The following is a 21712-nucleotide window of genomic DNA, read 5'->3' on the forward strand; positions in this document are numbered from 1 at the left end:
GGTCTTTAATATGAGAGAAAGCAATTTAAATTTGATAAAAGTTACTTTACCGGATGGTAGTGAGAAAGAAGTAGTTGAAGGAATTTCATTGCTAGAACTAAGTAAAGACTGTAAAAATGATTATAAGTCTACAATTGTTGCAGCAAAAGTTGAAAATGATATTAAAGAATTAAGTTTTCATTTATATAATAGTGCTCATATAGAGTTTATTGACCTGACAAATGATGACGGTATGAGGATATACAGGAGAAGTCTCAGCTTTGTTTTAATAAAGGCGGTTCATGATCTTTTTCCTGACAGGAAAGTTACGATAAGCCACTCTATAAGTAAGGGGATATTTTGTGAAATAAATGGAGCTACGCAGCTTACAGCTGAGGAAGTATCCAAAATCGAAGAAAGAATGAAGGAACTGATAAATCAGAAGATACCTTTTATTAAAAGGATTATGTCTATAGACGAAGCAAAGGAGATATTCAGTAAAACAGGCAGGATTGATAGATTTCGTGCTATAGAGTATAGAAAGAAACCATATGTGACTATTTATAATTGTGACGGTTATGAAGATTATTTTTATGGATACATGACACCTGATACAGGATATTTGAATAAATTTGCACTGAAGTTTTATGCACCCGGTTTGATACTGATGTATCCCGAAAAGACAAACCCTGATGTTATTCCGAAGTTTAAGGAGCAAAAGAAGCTCTTTACTATCTTCAAGGAGTATAAGAACTGGGGGCGTATACTTGGGGTTGCAAATGCCGGACAACTTAACACCATTGTTAAGGAAGGCAATGTAAATGAATTAATTAGAGTGGGAGAAGCGCTTCATGAGAAGAAAATTGCGCAAATAGCCGATATGATAGCGTTCAACAAGAACAAGAAGAGAGTGGTATTGATTGCAGGCCCTTCCTCTTCAGGTAAGACTACATTTGCGCATAGGCTGGCTATCCAATTGAAAGTTAATGGGTTAAGACCTGTTACGATTTCTCTTGATGATTATTTTGTGGATAGAGATCATACCCCAAAGGATGAAAATGGGGAATTTGATTTTGAAGCCTTGGAAGCAATAGACATTCTTCTGTTTAACCAGCATCTGGCTAGCTTGATAAAAGGTGAAGAAGTCGGAATACCTATTTTTAATTTTCCAAACGGTTGCCGGGAAAGCTATTGCAGGAAAATGAAAATTGATGATGATCAGCTGCTTATAATTGAAGGTATTCACGGATTGAATGAAAAACTTACTTCATCAATACCAAAGGAAAGCAAGTTTAAGATATATGTAAGTGCTATTACTTCAATGAGTATTGATGACCATAATAGAATACCAACAACCGATTCAAGGATGCTCAGAAGAATTGTTAGGGACTTTCAGTTCAGGGGTTGTAGCGCCGTTAATACAATTAACAGGTGGCCATCTGTAAGACGCGGTGAAGAAAAGAATATATTTCCGTTTCAGGAAGAAGCGGATATTATGTTTAACTCCGCCCTTCCATTTGAATTGGGTGTTTTAAAAGTGCTAGCTGAGCCGCTTTTAAGAGACGTAAACAGCTCGCAGGTTGAATACTCTGAAGCAAGAAGATTAATTGAGTTTCTGACAAATTTTGTGTCGATAGAGTCAAAGGAGGTTCCAATGAATTCGATAATCAGAGAATTTATTGGGGGAAGCTGCTTTTACGGATAAGTTTTGGTTGGAGTTATATTTTGGACGTTCCTAAGTGCTATTGTTACAGCACTAACAATAGGTTATAATTAGAATAATAAAATACAAAAAATGAAAAGATAAAGGCAGGGATTATATGAAAGTTAGTGAAATTGCCGGTATTCTTGAAGCGGAACTTTTAACAGGCAGCGAAAACCTGGATATGGAGGTTTATTCTGCTTGTGGAGCTGACCTTATGAGTGATGTTATGGCATATGTTAAGGAGAATGTTGTTTTACTAACAGGACTCGTTAATCCTCAGGTTGTTAGAACTGCGGAAATGATGGATATAAAGGTTATTGTCTTTGTCAGAGGGAAGAAGCCTGATGAAAAGATAATTGAGTTTGCAAGGGAGAAAGGTATAACAGTCTTTATTACCAATCATCCAATGTTTATTGCTTGCGGCAAGCTTTATAGTTCCGGAATTACAGGAAGAGGTGTATGGGATTGAGCGACAACATAATAAGACAATATTATGTTATCCCTTCCGACGATTTCTCTTTAGCCGGAGAAGCATCCAGCAGTGTAAAAAAAATACTGAATCAATTGGGAGTTAACCCTCAGACCGTCAAAAAAGTTTCCATTGCCATGTATGAAGCTGAGATAAACGCAGTTATTCATGCCAGAGGCGGAACTGCAGATGTGGAAATAGGTAAGGGTAAGGTATTAGTCAGAATTAATGATGAGGGTCCGGGCATTCCTGATCTTGACTTGGCAATGCAGGAAGGTTATTCAACTGCTCCTGACAGTGTAAGGGAATTAGGATTCGGAGCTGGTATGGGTTTACCCAACATTAAAAGATATGCGGACAAACTTGACATAAAGACTGAGGTCGGTAAGGGAACCAGCGTTGAAATAACTGTGTTTTTACAGTAGTAACCTATAATATAATAGTAATAGTGTAATGGATTTGTCGAGACTCATATTTTTTGAAATATAAGTATGAGTTTCTCATAGGTCTATTTTAGGGGGGAGTAGAATGAAGGAATACTTTCATTCGGTTACTTTAGATGAGGAAAAGTGCAAAGGATGTACGAACTGTATCAAAAGATGCCCTACAGAAGCTATTAGAGTAAGAAAAGGAAAGGCTAGAATTATAGCTGAAAGGTGTATTGACTGTGGAGAATGCATAAGGGTATGCCCTTATCATGCGAAAAAAGCTATTACGGATCAATTTGACATTATTAATAATTTCAAGTTTAAGGTTGCAATACCTGCACCTACAATATATGGCCAGTTTAAATCTGCCAGATCAACAAATCATTTGCTTACCGCGTTAAAATTAATAGGTTTTGATCATGTATATGAGGTGGCAAAGGCTGCTGAAATTGTAAGCAGGGCTACAAGAGAAGTTATGAAAAAAAATAACTTGCCAAAACCTTTGATTTCTTCTGCTTGCCCTGCTGTTGTCAAATTAATTCAGGTTAGATTTCCAAGCCTTATAGATAATATATTAAAACTTGAGTCTCCAATGGAGCTTGCTGCAAAGATTGTAAAAGATGAGCTCGTAAAAAACAATAATATTCCTTTAGAGGATATTGGTGTGTTTTTTATTACACCATGTGCTGCTAAAGCTACAAGTATAAAAGCACCTTATGAAAGAGAAAAATCCTGCGTAGATGGGGCAATATCCATTAAAGATATATATTTAAAATTATTTACTGTACTTGGCGATGTAAAGAATGAAGAGGACCTTGGGAGAGCAGGATTTACAGGTATAAGGTGGGCGAATTCCGGTGGGGAAAGTCTGGCACTTGGAACGGATAAATTTCTTGCTGTTGACGGTATTCATAATGTAATTTCAATTCTCGAGGAGATAGAAAATGATAAGCTTGAGGACATAGAATTTATTGAGGCTCTTGCTTGTCAGGGAGGATGTCTTGGAGGTCCTTTGACTGTGGAGAATCTTTTCGTTGCTAAAACTAGAATCAAGAGATTTATTGATATGGCAAAGAAAAATAAAAATGATATAGATGAAAAGCCAGATGAAGCCTATGATTATGATTTGCTATGGACGGGTAACGTTGAACATAAGCCGATCATGAAACTAGATGAAGACTTTGAAATTGCAATGAAAAAGCTTGAGACACTCCAAACAATCAGTGAGGAATTGCCAGGCTTGGACTGCGGGGCTTGCGGTGCTCCAAATTGCCGCGCTCTTGCAGAAGATATTGTCAGAGGCAATGCGAACGAAACGGATTGTGTATTCAAACTGAGAGAAAAGGTGAGAGACCTTGCTGTTCAAATGATGGAACTTGAGTCAAAGATGCCTCCGGTTTTGGATAATGGTAATTCTCATAAAGAAGGCAACAGAGATTAGGGGGATAAAAATGAAGATTGGTGAGTTTTCGGATTTATTGCACATGAAAGTATTGACAGATGCGAAGGGTTTGGATAGAGATATAGCAGGGGTATACATTGGTGATTTGCTCAGCTGGGTTATGTCGCATGCCAACAAGGGTGATGTTTGGATTACAGTTCACACGCATTTGAACATTGTAGCTGTTGCACTATTAGTTGAACTGGCATGTATAGTGATACCGGAAGGTATACAGGTAGAAGAGGCTACAATAAAGAAGGCTAACGAAGAAGGAATTGTAATTTTAAGCTCGGGAAAGACTGCCTATCAGTTAGCTGTAGAAGCCGGCCATCTTATTGGAGAGAGAACATGAAAGCATTTTATGATCTTCACATACATTCAGCTCTTTCGCCTTGTGCAGAAAATGAAATGACGCCGAATAATATTGTGAATATGGCATACATTAAGGGACTTGATATTATTGCAGTTACCGACCACAATGTTGCCCTTAACTGTGAAGCAGTATTAAAATGTGCAAAGCACCGCGGGATCCTTGCAGTACCCGGCATGGAGCTTGAGACTAGGGAAGAGGTTCACTTGGTGTGCTTATTTCCCGGGCTCGAAGAAGTGCTGAAAATGCAGAATATAGTTAATAATGCACTTCCTGACCTTGAAAATAGAGAGGATATTTTCGGACAGCAAATCATAATGGATGAAGATGACAATACTATAGGGAATTATAAGCAAATGCTTCTTACGGCCGTAGATTTAAGTATTGACGAAGTGTTTGAAAAGGTAGGTTCGCTTGGTGGTATTGTTGTTCCTGCTCACATCGACAGAGATTCTTATAGCATAATCTCAAACCTTGGGATTGTTCCGGACTATTTAGATATAAAGTACCTTGAATTTTCAAAAGACTGTGTAGCCAATGAGTTTATCAGTAGAAACTCATATCTTTCAGCATACAAGTTCTTAAAATCATCTGATGCTCATAACCTCGGGAATTTGCTCGAAAAGGAAAGTAGTTTTGAAGTTGAAGAAATAAGTATAGAATGTCTTTTTGAATTTTTAAGGAAGTAGAATTGAACGATAGAACGAATAGCGTGCAATTATATTTGAATATAGATATTATTAAATAAGTTATAATTAAACGGTAAAACTCTCGGTGAACTTGAACTGAGAGTTTTATTTTTTTATATAACCTTAAGAGGTGTTGACAGAAGTAAAATAAAGTTATAAAATGATAATAACACATTGATAAGAACAAAAGGCAAATAACACACAAACTAATAATTTATTATAAGGAGGGTCATGACATGTTAGGATTCAGGTTTATAAAGTTTCAGCCAAGTGAATACGTACTTATGTATAGGAATGGCAGGGTAGTTAAAGAGGGTTCAGGGATATCATTTTATTACTATGCTCCAACTACGTCTATTGTTGTCCTTCCAGTAGGGAGTATAGATGCACCTTTCATTTTTGAAGAGGTGACCTCAGACTTCCAAACGGTTACTGTCCAAGGTCAAATTACATTCAGAATAGTTGATCAAAAGAAAATAGCTGAACTTCTTAACTATACCCTTGATATGAAAGGCAAGAGCTATGCATCAGATGATCCACAAAAGCTTCCGCAAAGGGTCATAAATATTGTCAGAGTTCTGACTAAGAAAACACTTGAGGGATTGCAGCTGAAGGATGCAATAAAATCCAGTGAGGCATTAGCTAAGGGAATATTGAATGAAATTAGACAAAATGGAGAGATAGAGCTTCTGGGGATTGAAATATTAGGTCTTTCAATACTTGCTATACTGCCCAATAAAGAAACTGCAAGAGCATTAGAAGCTGAAACCAGGGAGCAAATTCTAAGGAAAGCCGACGAAGCTGTTTATGAAAGGCGAAATTCATCTATTGAGCAAGAGCGGCGTGTTAAAGAAAATGAATATAATACTGAGATTGCAGTAGAAAACAAGAAAAGGCAGGTTAAGGAAACTCAACTTGAGGCTGAAAGAGCTGTGCAGCAGAAAAAACACCAGCTTACAGAGGAACAGATAAACTTTGAAACCACGCTTGAGGAGAAAAAGAAGGGGCTTATTGAACTTGCTGTCGAGAATTCTAATGCACAAGCCGATGCAAAAGCATATGAATTATCAGCGGTAATGAAAGCTCTAGAAGGCATAGATCCTAACGTGATACAATCTCTTGCAAGCATTGGAATGCAGCCTAATAAGCTTATTGCAATGGCTTTCCAGGAACTGGCTGAAAAGGCAGGGCAGATAGGTCAGCTTAATATAACACCTGATTTACTTCAGGAATTAATGAGGGAATGATAATTTATGAACAGACTGACTGAAAATAAGATAGTGCTTATTAAAAGAAGAACGCGACTTGAAGAATTGATTACAAGGTATAATACTATAGAGCAGGCAAAGTTTTATATTGAACATCTGGGCAGTGATTTTTCAGATTATATTGTTGAAGATGAGACTTATAGGAAGGCAATATCTGAGGCATATGCGCAACTAGAGCTGCTTGGAAGAGTTCAGATTGTTGACAGGGAATACGTGCCAAACTATATATTCGGTGATAATGATATCGTAGTGGTGGTAGGTCAGGATGGACTTGTAGCAAATATAATGAAATACCTTACAAACCAGGCTATAGTTGGTGTGAATCCCGATCCTGCCAGATGGGATGGCGTGCTGCTTCCATTTAAGGTTTGTGATCTTAAGTTGGTTGTTAATGATGTTTTCAATTCGAGAAGACAGGTAAAAGAGGTATCTATAGCAAAGGCAGCATTAAATGATGGCCAGGTTATTTACGCAGTTAACGACTTATTTATTGGACAAAGGACGCATGTGTCATCTAAATATCAACTCCAATTTGGTGAACGGTGTGAACAGCAATCATCAAGTGGAATTATAGTATCAACAGGGCTCGGTTCAACCGGTTGGCTTAAAAGTATATTAACGGGTGCTGCTAATATAGTAAATGGCATTTCAGATAAGAAGATCAATATCAAAAGAGAAAGTAGACTACAATGGGATATAGATTATTTGTATTTTTCTGTACGTGAACCCTTTCCAAGCCGGACTTCAAGTACAAATATTGTATTTGGAAAGATAGACAAAAATTGTCCGTTGAAAATATTATCTAAAATGCCCGAAAATGGAGTGATATTTAGTGATGGCATTGAAAGTGATTATATTCAGTTTAATTCCGGTATAGAGGCAACGATTTCTGTTGCTGAAAAGAAAGGTCATTTAGTAGCATAATTATGTGGTTTGGTTAGTGCATTTTAATGTTTTGAGTTACCAAGTATTTCCTAAACACTAAAATGCACTTTTGTTTTGCTTTATACAACTAGGAAAGTATTAACATTGCATTATATTAATGGTTGGTTTTATAATACAGTTTGTTCTATAATTGCAAGTTGTATGGATATTACATTCACTGTACTAGATTTTTCGCCACAGGCTGGCTTATCTTTTCATTCTTATGTTTGAGAAATTTTAAAAATTGGCTGTATTTTATTTGCCAGGAATACTGTATACAATGTGAAGGTGCAATTTCCACAACAATAAGTTGCAAAAAACCTTGAAAAAGGCACTTTTCAAACTATTGAACTTTCAGCTTGGGAAATAATTATTTGTAAATTTTATTGAATCTTATAGTGAAATTTGCTATAATTATTGAGGATATTGTTAATTTGTTAACATACGCTAGTTTAAAACGTAATACAAAAATGTATAGTGTTAGGGGGTTTTTAAACAAATGAGCGCAAACAATTGTTGCTGCTGCGGTGGAGTTGATTCAAGAGATCAGAAACTGCAGGAAATCATTTCGAAGTACAAGGATACACGTGGAGCATTAATTCCTGTATTGCATGAGGCACAGGAAGTATATGGGTATTTGCCTATTGAAGTTCAAAAGAAAATATCCGAAGGATTAAATGTTCCATTAGCTGAAGTTTATGGAGTTGTTACTTTTTACACACAATTTTCGTTAAATCCAAAGGGAAAGTACAAAATCTCAGTATGTATGGGTACTGCATGCTATGTTAAGGGATCAGGCCAAATATTGGACAAATTTAAAGAAAAACTTGGTCTCGAGGTTGGACAGTGTTCAGAAGATGGAATGTTTTCGCTGGACGCATGCAGATGTATTGGTGCATGTGGTTTGGCACCTGTAGTTATGATTAATGACGATGTATATGGCAGACTTGTACCTGATGATATAGAAGGTATTATTAAAAAGTATAAAGAATAATGAGAGATCTATCATTACATCTTATGGATATTGTGCAGAATTCTATTTCTGCGAAAGCAAGTAGGGTTTGCATTTCAATAACTGCAGACAGTGAAAAGGATCTCTTGGTTATGAAAATAGTCGACAATGGTGAAGGTATTGAAGAGAGTTTGTTAAAAGATATAACCAGTCCGTTTACTACTACAAGAAAGACAAGGAAAGTCGGCATGGGAATATCTCTACTGAAGGCTTCTTCCAATATGTCAGGCGGTGACCTTGCAATCTATTCAAAAAGATTCGAGGGTACTACATTGGAAGCAACTTTTAAGATATCTCACATTGATAGGCTGCCACTTGGCGATATAGCTGAGACAATAGTTACTTTAATAATTGCAAGCCCTCATATTGAATTTGGGCTGGATATTAGCAATAAAGCAGATTGTTTCGAGTTTGATACAGCCCAGGTAAAGGAGCAGCTTAAAGAAGTCCCGATTACGCAGTTTGAAGTATTAACTTGGATACGTGAATATATAAATGGTGGAATAAAGATTATTTTTGGAGGGGTGTTAAATGAAATCCTTAGCTGAATTGGAAGAAATCAGAAAGAAAACCCTTGATCAAATGAGTCTTAGAAAAAGCAATGATGGTATGAGGGTAATCGTTGGTATGGCAACTTGCGGTATAGCTGCTGGTGCCAGACCTGTAATGAGCGCATTCGTTGAAGAACTAAATAAAAGAAATATTACCGATGTAACTGTTACAATGACAGGTTGTATAGGTGTATGCAGACTTGAGCCTGTTGTCGAAATTATCGATAAAGATGGAAATAAAGTTACCTATGTGAAGATGACACCAGAAAAGGCAGCACGTATTGTTGCAGAACACATAGTTAACGGAAGAGTTTGTATGGATTATACAATTGGAGAGGTTGACAAATAGATCAAAAGAGATGTTTATGGTTTATTATGTATAAGGAGGGTTATAAATGCAATTATATAGATCGCATGTTCTGGTTTGCGGTGGTACGGGTTGTACCTCTTCAAATTCAGAGAAGATAATAAGTGAGTTCAATGTACAGCTTGCAAATAACAATCTTCAAAATGAAGTAAAGATAGTAAAGACAGGATGTTTCGGTCTTTGTGCTCAGGGACCAATTGTTGTTGTATACCCTGAAGGTGCTATGTATACAATGGTGAAGGTTGAAGATATTAAGGAAATTACCGAAGAGCACCTCTTAAAAGGTAGAATAGTTAAGAGATTGCTTCATAATGAAACACATGATGAGGGTGAAGCAAAATCCTTAGATGGCGTTGAGTTTTTCAAAAGGCAGATGAGAATTGCATTAAGAAACTGTGGTATTATAAACCCTGAAAATATTGACGAGTATATAGCATATGACGGATATAAGGCTCTTGCTAAAGTGTTGACAGAGTTAAAACCTACAGATGTTGTTGATACACTTAAAAAATCAGGACTTCGTGGAAGAGGGGGCGGAGGATTCCCAACCGGACTTAAATGGGAATTTGCTGCAAAACAGCCTGAAGGACAGAAATATGTATGCTGTAATGCTGACGAAGGAGATCCAGGTGCGTTCATGGACAGAAGTGTTCTTGAAGGGGACCCACACTCCGTTATTGAAGCAATGGCTATAGCAGGATATGCAATTGGATCAAACCAAGGTTATATATATGTAAGAGCTGAGTACCCTATAGCAGTAAAAAGACTTCAAATAGCTATAGAGCAAGCTAAAGAATATGGCCTTTTAGGAAAAAATATATTTGGAACAGATTTTAGCTTTGATCTTGAAATCAGACTTGGTGCAGGAGCTTTCGTTTGTGGTGAGGAAACAGCTCTTATGACTTCTATTGAAGGTCATAGAGGTGAGCCAAGACCAAGGCCTCCATTCCCTGCTGTTAAGGGTTTGTGGGAAAAGCCTACTATACTCAATAATGTTGAAACCTATGCAAATATACCAATGATTATATTAAAGGGTGCTGAATGGTTCTCTAGCATAGGAACTGAAAAGAGTAAGGGAACAAAAGTTTTTGCAGTAGGTGGAAAGATAAATAATACAGGACTTGTTGAAATTCCTATGGGTACTACCTTAAGGGAAGTATTATATGATATCGGCGGGGGAATACCTAATGGTAAGAAGTTTAAAGCTGCTCAGACAGGTGGACCTTCAGGCGGATGTATCCCTGCAAGCCATATAGATACACCTATTGATTACGATTCATTAATTCAGTTGGGATCTATGATGGGTTCCGGTGGACTTATAGTTATGGATGAAGACAACTGTATGGTTGATATCGCTAAGTTCTTCCTTGAGTTTACTGTTGATGAATCCTGTGGTAAATGTCCTCCATGCCGTATCGGAACTAAGAGGATGTTGGAAATCCTTGAAAGAATAACTGAAGGAAAGGGAGAAATTGGAGATATTGAAAAGCTTGAAATTCTTGCAAAGAATATCAAGGCTTCAGCTCTCTGCGGACTTGGGCAGACTGCTCCAAACCCTGTTCTTAGCACATTGAAATACTTCAAGGATGAATATATGGCTCATGTTATAGACAAGAAATGTCCTGCAGGAGTATGTAAGTCAATGATGAAGTATGTTATAAATGCTGAAACCTGTAAGAGCTGCGGTATCTGTGCAAAACAGTGTCCTGTTGGCGCTATCAGTGGAGAAAAGAAAGTACCTTATGTTATTGATCAAAACAAATGTGTTAAATGTGGAGTTTGTATGGAAAAATGTCCATTCAAAGCCATATCTAAAAACGTTTAAAGAAAGGAGTGCATAAGATAATGGAAATGGTTAATATTACTATAGATTCCCGTAAGCTTCAAGTTCCTAAAAACTATACCGTGTTGGAAGCTGCTAGATCTGCCAACATTGAAATACCAACTCTTTGCTTCTTGAAGGATATAAATGAGATTGGTGCTTGTCGTATGTGTGTTGTTGAAATCAAGGGTGCAAGAAGTCTTCAGGCTGCTTGTGTTTATCCTGTTTCAGAAGGACTTGAAATATATACTCAATCTCCTGCAGTTAGGGAGGCAAGAAAAGTTACACTTGAACTTATATTGTCAAATCATGACAAGAAGTGTCTAACTTGTGTAAGAAGCAAAAACTGCGAACTTCAAACATTGGCTGAAGAACTTAACATAAAGGACATCAGGTTCGAAGGTGAGTCATGTAATTTGCCACTGGACGATTTTTCTCCTTCAATAGTAAGAGATCCTAATAAATGCGTACTGTGTAGAAGATGCGTAAGCATGTGTAAAAATGTACAGCAGGTATCCGTAATTGATACAAATGAAAGAGGATTTAAGTCTATAGTGTCATCAGCATTTAACAAGTCATTGAATGAAGTGCCTTGTACAATATGCGGACAGTGTATAAATGTTTGCCCTGTTGGCGCTTTAAAGGAAAAGGATGATACTGATAAAGTTTGGAGCGCATTGGCTAATCCTGACTTGCATGTTGTAGTTCAGACTGCACCAGCTGTAAGGGTAGCTTTGGGTGAAGAATTCGGTATGCCTATAGGCTCAAGGGTAACAAGCAATATGGTTGCTGCATTGAGACGTTTAGGTTTTAGTAAGGTATTTGACACTGATACAGCTGCAGACCTTACAATTATGGAAGAGGGAACAGAAGTAATTAACAGGATAAAGAACGGTGGAAAGCTCCCTGTTATAACTTCATGCAGTCCGGGTTGGATTAAATTCTGCGAACACAATTATCCTGAGTTTTTGGAAAACTTGTCAACCTGTAAGTCACCGCATGAAATGTTTGGTGCAGTTCTGAAATCTTATTATGCACAAAAAGAAGGTATAGATCCTGCAAAGGTTTTTGTTGTATCCATCATGCCATGTACAGCTAAGAAATTTGAGGCTGCTAGACCAGAGCTTGCTGCAACAGGTTATGCCGATGTTGATGTAGTTCTTACAACAAGAGAACTTGCTAGAATGATCAAAGAAGCAGGTATTGACTTTACAAACGTTTCTGAAGAACATTTTGATGATCCTATGGGAGATGCTTCCGGTGCAGGTGTTATTTTCGGTGCAACCGGTGGTGTTATGGAAGCAGCGCTCAGAACTGTTGCTGAGGTATTAAGCGGACAGTCTATTGAGAATGTTGAATACGAACAAGTTAGAGGCGTAGAGGGTATTAAGGAAGCTTCTGTAAAGGTTGGAGATTTGACACTTAAGGCTGCTGTTGCTCATGGGCTTGGTAATGCAAGGAAGCTTCTTGATAAAATAAAAGCTGGAGAAGCAGATTATCACTTTGTTGAAATAATGGCTTGTCCAGGCGGATGTGTTAACGGCGGAGGTCAGCCTATACAGCCTTCAAATGTTAGAAGCTGGACTGATTTAAGAACTGAAAGAGCAAAAGCAATTTATGAAGAAGATAGGGAACTTCCGATTAGAAAGTCCCATGAAAATCCAAAGGTTAAGGCTCTTTACGAGGAGTATCTTGGAGAACCAGGTGGACATAAGTCACATGAACTCCTGCATACTCACTATGCGAAGAGAGATAATTATCCTGTTGAATAGGTCATATTTTTAGCATTAATAAATATATAAAAATGAGGTCAGGTTTATAAATAACCTGACCTTATTTGATGCATAATGTAGTTAGAGGAGGCTTGACTATGAAGGAAATAGATGTGGTAGGGGCTGCAATTAAAAATGGCAGCAAAGTGCTTGCTGCTCAGCGGTCGGAAATAATGAAGTCGCCATTAAAATGGGAGTTTGTAGGTGGAAAAGTAGAAAAAGATGAAACTCACCAAGCAGCTCTAAAAAGGGAATTAAGGGAGGAACTGGGCATAGATATAAGTGTAGGGGATTTTATTGCAAAGGGCTCATCAATTGTAGAAGATAAGAAAATAAACCTATATGTTTATGATGCACAAATACTTGAAGGATTACCCCAGAAAAGAGAGCACGCCCAAATTATATGGGTTGATATAGAAAGAATAATGGATCTGGATTGGGCCGAGGCGGATATACCTGCATGTGAACAGCTGTTAAGACAGCTTGGGAACTAGTGCTCTTTATTTTATATGAATATAATGCATGTTTTTCGTTAGTTTCAAATATGGTATCGGTTCTAATTTTTAGGTATTATAAATTAGTGGACAATAAAAATGAATAAAAGAGGTATGAAAATGGCAAAACAACAGTGGAAGCCTACAACTATATTGAATCCTGTTCCAGCGGTTATGGTAACCTGTTCAGACAGGGAGGATAAGCCCAATATAATTACTGTGGCGTGGGCGGGGACAATAAACTCAAAACCACCGATGGTTTCAATTTCAGTAAGAAAAGAACGTTATTCATATAACTTGATAAAAGAAAGAGGACAGTTTGCGATAAATCTTACAACAAGAAGACTTGCTTTTGCAGCTGATTTTTGCGGAGTTAAGTCAGGAAAGGATGTAGACAAGTTTGATGCCTTAAAGCTTACACCGGAAAAGGCATCAAAGATAGAAATTCCCTTAATTAAGGAGAGCCCTGTAAATATTGAATGTGTTGTGAAGGATATTATTGAGCTTGGATCCCATGATATGTTCATTGCTGAGATAGTTGCAGTAGATATTGATGAAAAGCTTTTGGATAAGGATGGTAAACTTTGTATGGAGAGAGCAGAGCTAATATGCTATTCACATGGAGAATACTGGACTTTAGATAAGTCATTAGGCTATTTTGGCTATTCGGTTACAAAAAAAAGCAACTTAAAAAGAAATATAAAAGATAAGGCTTTTAAAAGATAAAATAAAACAGGACACAAAGGCTAAGAATGTATTGTTTTTAATACATACTAGCCTTTGTGTGGGTTTTCTGCAAAGTCTATCGTAATCAATGTATACCCATATAAATACAAAAAGTAACAAAAATTAACTTAAAGAATATTATTATATTCCGTTGTTTTCTATGACATTTTTATACCAGTAACCGCTTTGTTTAATAGTCCTTTTCAAAGTGTCAAAATCCACGTGGATTAATCCGAATCTTTTTGAGTAACCAAAGCCCCATTCAAAGTTGTCCATCAATGACCATACATAATAGCCTTTTAAATTTACGCCTTCCTCAATTGCTCTATGGGATGATGCTAAATGCTCATAAATGTAATTGATTCTTCGGTCATCCCTGATGTTTCCATCACCATCGATCACATCTTTGAAAGCAGCACCGTTTTCGCTTATAATAAGATTTGGTTTTCCATAGTCTTTGTCAAGACGTTTGAGTAAATCATATAAACCTTGAGGATAAACTATCCAACCCATTTCCGTTTTTTCCAAATTATCAAGCTCACTATTTATTCCAACAAACTCAGTTTCTTCATTGTATTTAACAAATTCTGGCTCATAGGTGTTAAAAGCCAGGAAATCTATCGGCTGTTTAATTATTTTTAAATCTTCCTCTGAACATGTGAAATTGATATTTCTTCTGGAATAATGTTCTATGACATCCTTAGGGTAACTGCCCTTGAATAATGGATCAAGGTACCATCTATTCAGAATGCCGTCTGATAACCATGCAGCTTTTACGTCTTCTTCCTTTTGGGACGCTGGGTATTTATGAGATAAGTTAAGAGCAATGCCGATTTTGCCATTATAATTCATGTCTCTGTAAAGTGATATAACCTTACCATGTGATACCAATATATTGTGCGCAACATCAAGTGACATTGCGGTGTCGGTTTCGCCAGGTGCATGAGAGCCAAGCGCATGCCCAAGGAATGCCACAACAAATGGTTCATTATGAGTAAACCACATAGGAACAACATCTCCTAAATTTTTAAAAACAAAGGATGAATACTCCTGAAAATATTCTATAGTATCCCGGTTTGTCCATCCGCCTTTATCTTGAAGCTTTTGAGGCAGATCCCAATGATAAAGAGTTGCTGCAGGTGTTATTCCGTTTTCGAGAAGTAGATTGGTGAGTCTTTTGTAAAAATCCATTCCTTTAGGGTTTGGTTTTCCATTTCCGTCAGGAAATATTCTTGGCCAAGCAATAGAGTATCTATATGACTTTAGTCCCAGTTCCTTTATTAACTTTATATCGTCTTCATACCGATGATAGTGGTCGCAGGCAACGTCTCCAGTATCATTGTTTTCGATTTTGCCAGGGGTGTGGCTGAAACGATCCCAAATTGATTCTCCTTTACCATCTTTGTCATATGCGCCTTCAACTTGATAAGATGCTGTTGCAGATCCCCATATGAAATCTTTTGGAAATTCTATTTTCTTCATAATTTTCCCACCCTTAGTAAAGTTATTTTTTATCATTATTTTATTTTATTATAGCTAAAAAACGTAACTAATTCCATTCAGAATATTATTTATTATTTCAAAATCTTATGATAATATTATTGTGTAATTTTTGACTAGGTGACGTAGTAGCAGAACGGATAAAACAGTACTTTTGACTGTATTTTTGGAAAGCAACAAGTAAGAATTTGGTTATGTCAGAAAAGCATAATAGTGAGGTGAGATTTGTTGAAATTTAATCAAACTAAAATAGATATATCCATTGACCAATTTTCCCCCAAAGTCCTAAAGAGTTTTCTTTTTACGCAAGGATTAAATTTTCAAGAAGGATTCAGGCTGAAGGAGCGATATGTGTACGATTATGAGCTTGAGTTTTTTGTCTATAGTAAAGGCAGTATGATTATCGAAGATAAAGAGTATAACATCAGTAAAGGTGATGTTGTTTTTAGGAAACCAGGTCAATTTACACAGGGGATTATGCCTTATTCATGTTATCTCATATGTTTCGATCTTCTGGACAATACAAAGAAAGAGCCGGAAACATATGACTTTACTAAAGAACAGGAATTTCAAAACAATTATTGTAATCCCGTTCTTGATGGAATTCCTCCTGTATTTAAACCTTCAAATTTTCTTAAGTACCAAGAACTGTTTGATGGGGTTTTAAAAGAATTTATTAATCCGGGAGATTACTCAGGAATACTTCTAAAGTCTAGTGTGCTAAGGATTATATATGAGATATGTTCTGATATAAAAAATCCGTTTGTAAATACCGAAAACATTAATTCGGCACACTACATGGCTGTTAAAAGAGCTACGGAGTATATAGAAGTTAATTTTAAGCAAAAGATTACCCTTGAAAAGTTGGCTTTAATTGCAAATCTCAGTCCGACATATTTCCATAAAGTTTTTACTGATACCTTGGGTATAACCCCAACAGAATATGTAACAAAGGTAAGGATTGACAAGGCAAAGGAGCTACTGGTCAAGACAAACCTTCCGGTATATGAAATTGCATTTGAATGCGGATATGAAAATATTCCATACTTTAGCTATACATTTAAGAACAGGATTAATTTGGCACCTAGTGAATTTAGAAAGCGCTACAGTTATTTTATGTAGAATGAAGTATTGCTATAAAACAAAAAAGGTTGGCAAAAAGTACAAGATAGTTTCATATGCTAAATAACAGGAAGTTTTTTATTATGGAGGCTATATGAAACAAGCTAGGCGACTTGATAATGCACCACCATACCTGTTTGTTGAAATTGAAGAGAATATAAAAAAGGCTTTGGCAAATGGAGTAGATGTAATAAACTTAGGTATCGGGGATCCGGATATGCCAACCCCTGATTTTGTTGTACAGAAAATGACAGAAGCCTTAAAGAATCCAGCCTATCATTCGTATCCGGAATATGACGGAGCATTGGAGTTTAGATGCGCAGTGGCTCGATTCTACAAAAAAAGATTTGGGGTAGATTTGGATTCTGAAACTGAGGTGGTTGCTCTATTAGGATCAAAGGAAGGAATAGCACATATTTTCTTTGCCCTGGTTAATGAAGGAGATTTTACCCTTGTTCCAGATCCGCAATATCCTGTTTATGAGCTCGCTACAGCACTTACCGGTGGAGTGGCCTACCCTATGCCGCTTCTAAAAGAGAATGGATTCTTTCCTGATCTTTCAATAATCCCTAAAGAAGTTATAAAAAGGACCAAGATATTATTTGTTAATTATCCTAATAATCCGACAGGTGCAGTTGCAGATATGGAACAATTTCAAAGTATAGTTGATTTTGCTCTTAAACATGATATTGTAGTCTGCAACGACAATGCATATTCTGAATTTACATATGATGGAATAAAAGCTCCAAGCATTCTAATGGCTAAGAATGCAAAGAATATAGCTGTAGAATTTCATTCCTTTTCAAAGTCATATAATATGACAGGCTGGCGACTGGGATTTGCTGTTGGAAATAGGGATGCTATATGCAAATTGAAAAAAATGAAGAACAATATAGACTCGGGAGTTTTTACAGCTATACAGATTGCTGGTGTAGAGGCGCTGGAAAGCGGTGATAAATCTGTTGAGAATATGCAAAAAATTTATGCAAGGAGAAGAAATATTGCTATTACAGAGCTTAAAAAGCTTGGTTTTGAATTTGTTGTTCCGAAAGGAGCATTCTATTTTTGGGTTAAAGTTCCTGATGGGTTTACTTCAAAGAGCTTTACAGCTATGCTATTGGATAAGACTGGAGTGGCAGTTGCACCTGGAAACGGGTATGGTCAATATGGTGAGGGTTATATAAGAATATCGCTAACAATTAGTGATATCAGGCTAAAGGAAGCCTTTGAAAGAATTGAAAAACTTGGATTATAACATATAACATATTTTTGAAGCTGTTTACAATAATTGCAAACAAAATCTCCGGGACATTTTGCCTCGGAGATTTTAGATAATTTTGATAAATTTTGCTTAGGAATGCTGAGAATATAACTTCTTTATTTCTATATCAAACTTTTAAGTCAATTTCTTTTCCAAAGAAACCAGACATTTTCTTTTCATAGTTGTTTTTAAAGTAATCACTTTTATCGGAGGATGATTTTGAGACTGTGGTGGTAGTACCGCCTGATACATATGATCTTCCGCATTCAGGACAGATGCTGGTATCAAGTTTAACTGATTGAGATATTATCTCACGGTTTTTACCGGTGGCGTCTGCAATCGCATTACTGACATGCTCCATTTCGTGTGACTTAACTTTTGCAGCAGAGTTTTGAGGGGCTATGTGGCCCGGAGTCTTGAAAGATACACCAGGGTCATTAGAACCATCAACATACTTGCGACTTTTGCATGTCTGGCATTCAACTTTTCCTGTAGTTGATTTTGCATCAACTTTTGAATTTTCACATTGAGGAGCATTTATTGAACTGTTTGCACGATTCATGGAACCATAAGCCGAGATGTTATTTGGTGCATTATTGTAATAACCGTTATTTTGATAGTTTAGCGAGATGTTCATAGTTATCACCTCTACATTACAATTATATCACAGCTGCCAATTTTTTAAAAGGTATAAAAGTACTGTTCCAAAAGTGCTTTTTTATGATAAAATAAGATTTATTACTTTATTATTATATGGGAGGTTAACATGGAATTTTCGATAACTGGTATAAAAAGAAAAGCCAAAGCACAAATTGGGGGTAATGCCTTTAATGCTTTGTTTTTAGCGATGATATTTATCTTTGCATTTGTACTCATTCCTTTTGTTTTTAAAGGTATTGGTTGTGCTATTGCATTTTTACTTATGGGACCTATATTTCTTGGCTTTTGTATAATATTTCTTTGTATTTCCAGAGTTGATAAAACTCCAACTGAGGAGATGAAGAAAGGGAAAGTATTCGCACCACTCGGTTTGGATTTTATTCATGCATTAAAGTCTATTGAGAATGGGAATCCGTACCAGGCTAGCTTGTCGTTGGCATTTTGCGGGTTTAAACACTTCTTTAAGGCTCTTGGACTACTATTATGGAACACGTTGTTAGTTTTTCTATGGTCTTTTATCCTTGTTGTACCTGGTGTAATCAAGGCAATTAGCTTGAGTATGAGCTTCTTTATTTTAGCAGATGATCCTTCAGTTAGTTTGTCAAAAGCCATGGTGCTTAGTGAAAAAATGACACAAGGGCACAAAAAGGAGTTATTTTTATTTGGATTAAGCTTCATACTATGGATACTGTTTACAATAGTTTCTTTAGGGCTGGCTAGCTTTGTTACATTGCCTTATATTATGACTTCATATGCCATAGTTTATGATAACTTAAAAAAAGAAAGTATAAGTAAGGGAATTATAGCAGAAGATGATATTGTATCTCTAAAGGCTTGGGAATATTAATTTTTATGAAGCAAACTGATGTTGCCTCTTAAGCAGCATCCTGAACGTATTACACCTGTTGGTGTCATATAACAAGTAGGATATGCCGGTTTATAGCCGTTATATGCGGATATAGGTGGTACCGCAGAGAATGCTTTCGTTCCTTTTTGGGAACGAAGGCTTTTATTTTGACTCTTTTGGGCGTTGCATTTCATCCCATCAAACGAGCATTTCGTCAGAAAGTGTTGTGTTTTATCCCAGTATTAGGTAAAATAATTAAAACAATTAAAACAATATGAAAAATTTAAGAGACACATTTTAGATGACTTATTATTAAAGAACGTGGGGTAATTGAATGGGAAATACATCAGTTGAAATCAGGGTGTTGAACGAAAGTGAGAAAAGAGTTAGAGACCTTGTAAGGAAATTGGATAACGTGCATGCACAACTACAAAATATAAGAAATGTTTTAGATTTGGATATAAGAAATACTCAAAGAATAGACAATTGTATGTGTAGTCTCATAAAAGAACTGGAAAACAACTGCAATAACCTTAACAAATTTGCATCTTTTATTAAAGGTGCGTCAAAAGATTATGAGGATTCAGAAAAAAGCGTTAAGGGTCTTCTAAATAATATTGAGAATAAGACTAAAACTATACGCAGGGAAATATCAGATTTTTGGGATGCAGGCAAATCTAAATTAGATGAGCAAACAGTTAAAATGGATGGGGTAAAAGAGTTTGCCCAGAAAGTGATTGACTGGGGAGGAAATTTTGACATTCTGAATAAAGTTGATGAGACAGTCGACTATCTTACAAATTTGGTAGACACGAATATGGAGGATATGTTCGAATATTTAAATAAAAAAGCAGATGAATGCTTTAATGAGTTTGAAGATTTCACAGGGATTAGCGAGAAAAATATGGTCTACAACTTTATAAAGGACAAGATGAAGGAGAATATAGGTATCCTTGAAGGAGGAGTTGACGAGGTAGTTGACATGGTTGTAGGAATAGTAGCATTAGCAGTGAAATTCGATCCAAAGTTTTTAAGCTTAAGAATAAGTAACGGAATTCAAGATATAATTATTAATCCTGACAAATATATTAATAAGGCTAAGGAACTAAAAAATACAATAGAATATTTGGTGAAACACAGGGGTGAAGTTGTTCAATTGATTCTTGAAGAGGCAGAGAATTATGGTAAGGAGTTAGGAGATGATCCTTATAAGAGGGGACAAGTAATTGGACATATTGCTGTTTTTATAGCGTCACTATTTATTGGTGGAGGAGAAGCAAAAGTAGCATCTAAAGCAGAGGATACAATAACTGTGGGTAGTAAAATCGAAAGACTTTTATCTAAGGCAGAACTGAAAAGGCTTACAGTTGGCAAGTCACCGGAGGAAATTGCCGAGATTATGGAATGTATCGGTAAATATGGTGATGATGTTTTGAAAGTGATTAAAAAGGGAATTGATCCTGAACTTATAAAAAAACTTGATGATATCGGTATAAAGCCAGGAGACTATGAAAAGTTAGGCATTATAAGCAGAGAAAGTGCAGAGGCTTTATTAAAAAAAGAGAAAGAAATTCTAGAGTCTTTAAATAGTATTTCAAAAAACTTGAAAAGACGAATTGAAGCTGAGGCCGATTTTGTGCTAAGATATTCAGATAGTGAATTAGAAGATATAGTTAGGAAGGGTAAGAATTTAGGACTTGACGATAAAACAATAGAAGATTTTTTGTTTACAGGATCAAGACAGAAAAAAAGTATTGATTCAGTTGAATTAATGACACAGATGGAAAACTATGTTACTCTTATTTCTAAAAGAGGCTTCCCTTATAAGTTTGGATCACATGAGGAGTTTGTAGAGTTTAGTAAAAGTTTAAAAAAATTACTTGAAAAATATAATATACCTGGAGATGACATATATATCCAAGGTTCAAGTTTGAGAACTGCAGCTTCAAAAGATGTTGATTTGGCAATATTTGTGGATGAGAAGAAATTTAATCAATTATATGATGAGATGGTAGAGGGTATAAAATTAAGGACTAAACCGGGTTCAAAAGTTCGAGCTAATCTTTTGAAAAGTCTTGAGAAAGGAAAGGCAGATGGTAGGATAAACTCGTATTATTTTAATAAGGTAAATGGGAAAAACGGGCCTTCTTTTGGACAGGAATTATTTGAACTTGTCGACTTTACAGATATGGGGCGGAATTGGGAAAAGGGTACAGGACCCTTTGATATTTCGTTAATAGTTAAGGGAAAAGGGTTTGATGTTGGGCCGTTTATGAAATGTCCCGATTAAAAACTTACCTCAATA

21 protein-coding genes are annotated in these 21712 nt (G+C 36.3%); 19 read left to right on the plus strand and 2 right to left on the minus strand.

The annotated features are described in order from the left end of the window. Nucleotides 1-10 precede the first annotated feature (10 nt). The 15 genes from ACECE_RS0223780 to ACECE_RS0223850 all read left to right on the plus strand — a co-directional run bounded on the left by ACECE_RS0223780 (nucleotide 11) and on the right by ACECE_RS0223850 (nucleotide 14017). The gene (locus tag ACECE_RS0223780; RefSeq protein WP_010251912.1) at nucleotides 11-1684 is read left to right on the plus strand and encodes a nucleoside kinase; all 1674 of its coding nucleotides are present in this window, start codon (nucleotides 11-13) and stop codon (nucleotides 1682-1684) included. A 115-nt stretch (nucleotides 1685-1799) separates the two neighbouring features. Next, nucleotides 1800-2153, plus strand: coding sequence for a DRTGG domain-containing protein (locus ACECE_RS0223785; protein WP_010251914.1), 354 nt, complete (start codon nucleotides 1800-1802; stop codon nucleotides 2151-2153). Next, nucleotides 2150-2578 carry an ATP-binding protein gene (locus ACECE_RS0223790; protein ID WP_026073981.1) on the plus strand — a complete coding sequence of 143 codons (429 nt, stop codon included), beginning with the start codon at nucleotides 2150-2152 and terminating at the stop codon, nucleotides 2576-2578. Before ACECE_RS0223785 ends, ACECE_RS0223790 begins: the two co-directional genes overlap by 4 nt. Before the next feature lie 103 nt (nucleotides 2579-2681). After that, a complete protein-coding gene (locus ACECE_RS0223795; RefSeq protein WP_010251919.1) occupies nucleotides 2682-4022 on the plus strand; it encodes a [Fe-Fe] hydrogenase large subunit C-terminal domain-containing protein in 1341 nt (446 codons plus the stop codon). Between the two features lie 10 nt (nucleotides 4023-4032). Further along, entirely contained in the window at nucleotides 4033-4374 is a 342-nt protein-coding gene (locus tag ACECE_RS0223800) for a DRTGG domain-containing protein (RefSeq protein WP_010251921.1), read from the plus strand. Then, nucleotides 4371-5081, plus strand: coding sequence for a PHP domain-containing protein (locus ACECE_RS0223805; protein WP_010251925.1), 711 nt, complete (start codon nucleotides 4371-4373; stop codon nucleotides 5079-5081). Before ACECE_RS0223800 ends, ACECE_RS0223805 begins: the two co-directional genes overlap by 4 nt. Nucleotides 5082-5317: 236 nt before the next feature. After that, nucleotides 5318-6328: an SPFH domain-containing protein gene (locus tag ACECE_RS0223810; protein WP_010251927.1), complete on the plus strand. Its 1011-nt coding sequence runs from the start codon at nucleotides 5318-5320 to the stop codon at nucleotides 6326-6328. A 6-nt stretch (nucleotides 6329-6334) separates the two neighbouring features. Then, nucleotides 6335-7273 (plus strand): diacylglycerol kinase catalytic domain-containing protein, encoded by a 939-nt coding sequence (locus ACECE_RS0223815; protein ID WP_010251929.1) that lies wholly within the window; start codon nucleotides 6335-6337, stop codon nucleotides 7271-7273. A gap of 499 nt (nucleotides 7274-7772) precedes the next feature. Beyond that, complete coding sequence (gene nuoE, locus ACECE_RS0223820) at nucleotides 7773-8267, plus strand: NADH-quinone oxidoreductase subunit NuoE (RefSeq protein WP_010251933.1); 495 nt, start codon at nucleotides 7773-7775, stop codon at nucleotides 8265-8267. Next, complete coding sequence (locus tag ACECE_RS0223825; protein WP_010251937.1) at nucleotides 8267-8833, plus strand: ATP-binding protein; 567 nt, start codon at nucleotides 8267-8269, stop codon at nucleotides 8831-8833. The genes nuoE and ACECE_RS0223825 overlap by 1 nt, the downstream gene beginning before the upstream one ends. Beyond that, nucleotides 8817-9185, plus strand: a complete 369-nt coding sequence (locus tag ACECE_RS0223830) for a (2Fe-2S) ferredoxin domain-containing protein (RefSeq protein WP_010251940.1) — start codon at nucleotides 8817-8819, stop codon at nucleotides 9183-9185. Before ACECE_RS0223825 ends, ACECE_RS0223830 begins: the two co-directional genes overlap by 17 nt. Nucleotides 9186-9231: 46 nt before the next feature. After that, the gene (locus ACECE_RS0223835) at nucleotides 9232-11028 is read left to right on the plus strand and encodes an NADH-ubiquinone oxidoreductase-F iron-sulfur binding region domain-containing protein (protein ID WP_010251942.1); all 1797 of its coding nucleotides are present in this window, start codon (nucleotides 9232-9234) and stop codon (nucleotides 11026-11028) included. Between the two features lie 20 nt (nucleotides 11029-11048). Further along, the gene (locus ACECE_RS0223840; RefSeq protein WP_010251944.1) at nucleotides 11049-12797 is read left to right on the plus strand and encodes an NADH-dependent [FeFe] hydrogenase, group A6; all 1749 of its coding nucleotides are present in this window, start codon (nucleotides 11049-11051) and stop codon (nucleotides 12795-12797) included. 98 nt (nucleotides 12798-12895) lie between these two features. Continuing rightward, nucleotides 12896-13291 carry a (deoxy)nucleoside triphosphate pyrophosphohydrolase gene (locus tag ACECE_RS0223845; RefSeq protein WP_010251946.1) on the plus strand — a complete coding sequence of 132 codons (396 nt, stop codon included), beginning with the start codon at nucleotides 12896-12898 and terminating at the stop codon, nucleotides 13289-13291. Nucleotides 13292-13411: 120 nt separating this feature from the next. Continuing rightward, nucleotides 13412-14017, plus strand: coding sequence for a flavin reductase family protein (locus ACECE_RS0223850; protein ID WP_010251949.1), 606 nt, complete (start codon nucleotides 13412-13414; stop codon nucleotides 14015-14017). Between the two features lie 141 nt (nucleotides 14018-14158). Here ACECE_RS0223850 and ACECE_RS0223855 read toward each other — a convergent pair whose 3' ends face one another. Further along, a complete protein-coding gene (locus ACECE_RS0223855) occupies nucleotides 14159-15499 on the minus strand; it encodes a GH1 family beta-glucosidase (RefSeq protein WP_010251951.1) in 1341 nt (446 codons plus the stop codon). A gap of 369 nt (nucleotides 15500-15868) precedes the next feature. On the opposite strand from ACECE_RS0223855, the gene ACECE_RS0223860 reads away from it, so the two are divergent. Then, nucleotides 15869-16639, plus strand: coding sequence for an AraC family transcriptional regulator (locus ACECE_RS0223860; RefSeq protein WP_235716000.1), 771 nt, complete (start codon nucleotides 15869-15871; stop codon nucleotides 16637-16639). 94 nt (nucleotides 16640-16733) lie between these two features. Then, nucleotides 16734-17894 (plus strand): LL-diaminopimelate aminotransferase, encoded by a 1161-nt coding sequence (locus ACECE_RS0223865; protein WP_010251954.1) that lies wholly within the window; start codon nucleotides 16734-16736, stop codon nucleotides 17892-17894. A 133-nt stretch (nucleotides 17895-18027) separates the two neighbouring features. On the opposite strand, the gene ACECE_RS28745 is transcribed toward ACECE_RS0223865, so the two are convergent. Beyond that, entirely contained in the window at nucleotides 18028-18537 is a 510-nt protein-coding gene (locus ACECE_RS28745; RefSeq protein ID WP_010251955.1) for a hypothetical protein, read from the minus strand. 129 nt (nucleotides 18538-18666) lie between these two features. On the opposite strand from ACECE_RS28745, the gene ACECE_RS0223875 reads away from it, so the two are divergent. Both ACECE_RS0223875 and ACECE_RS0223880 read left to right on the plus strand, forming a co-directional pair. After that, nucleotides 18667-19407 carry a DUF975 family protein gene (locus tag ACECE_RS0223875; RefSeq protein ID WP_010251956.1) on the plus strand — a complete coding sequence of 247 codons (741 nt, stop codon included), beginning with the start codon at nucleotides 18667-18669 and terminating at the stop codon, nucleotides 19405-19407. Between the two features lie 334 nt (nucleotides 19408-19741). Next, complete coding sequence (locus ACECE_RS0223880) at nucleotides 19742-21697, plus strand: hypothetical protein (protein ID WP_010251957.1); 1956 nt, start codon at nucleotides 19742-19744, stop codon at nucleotides 21695-21697. Nucleotides 21698-21712 lie beyond the last annotated feature (15 nt).

Source organism: Acetivibrio cellulolyticus CD2, from assembly GCF_000179595.2.
GTDB lineage: Bacteria > Bacillota > Clostridia > Acetivibrionales > Acetivibrionaceae > Acetivibrio > Acetivibrio cellulolyticus.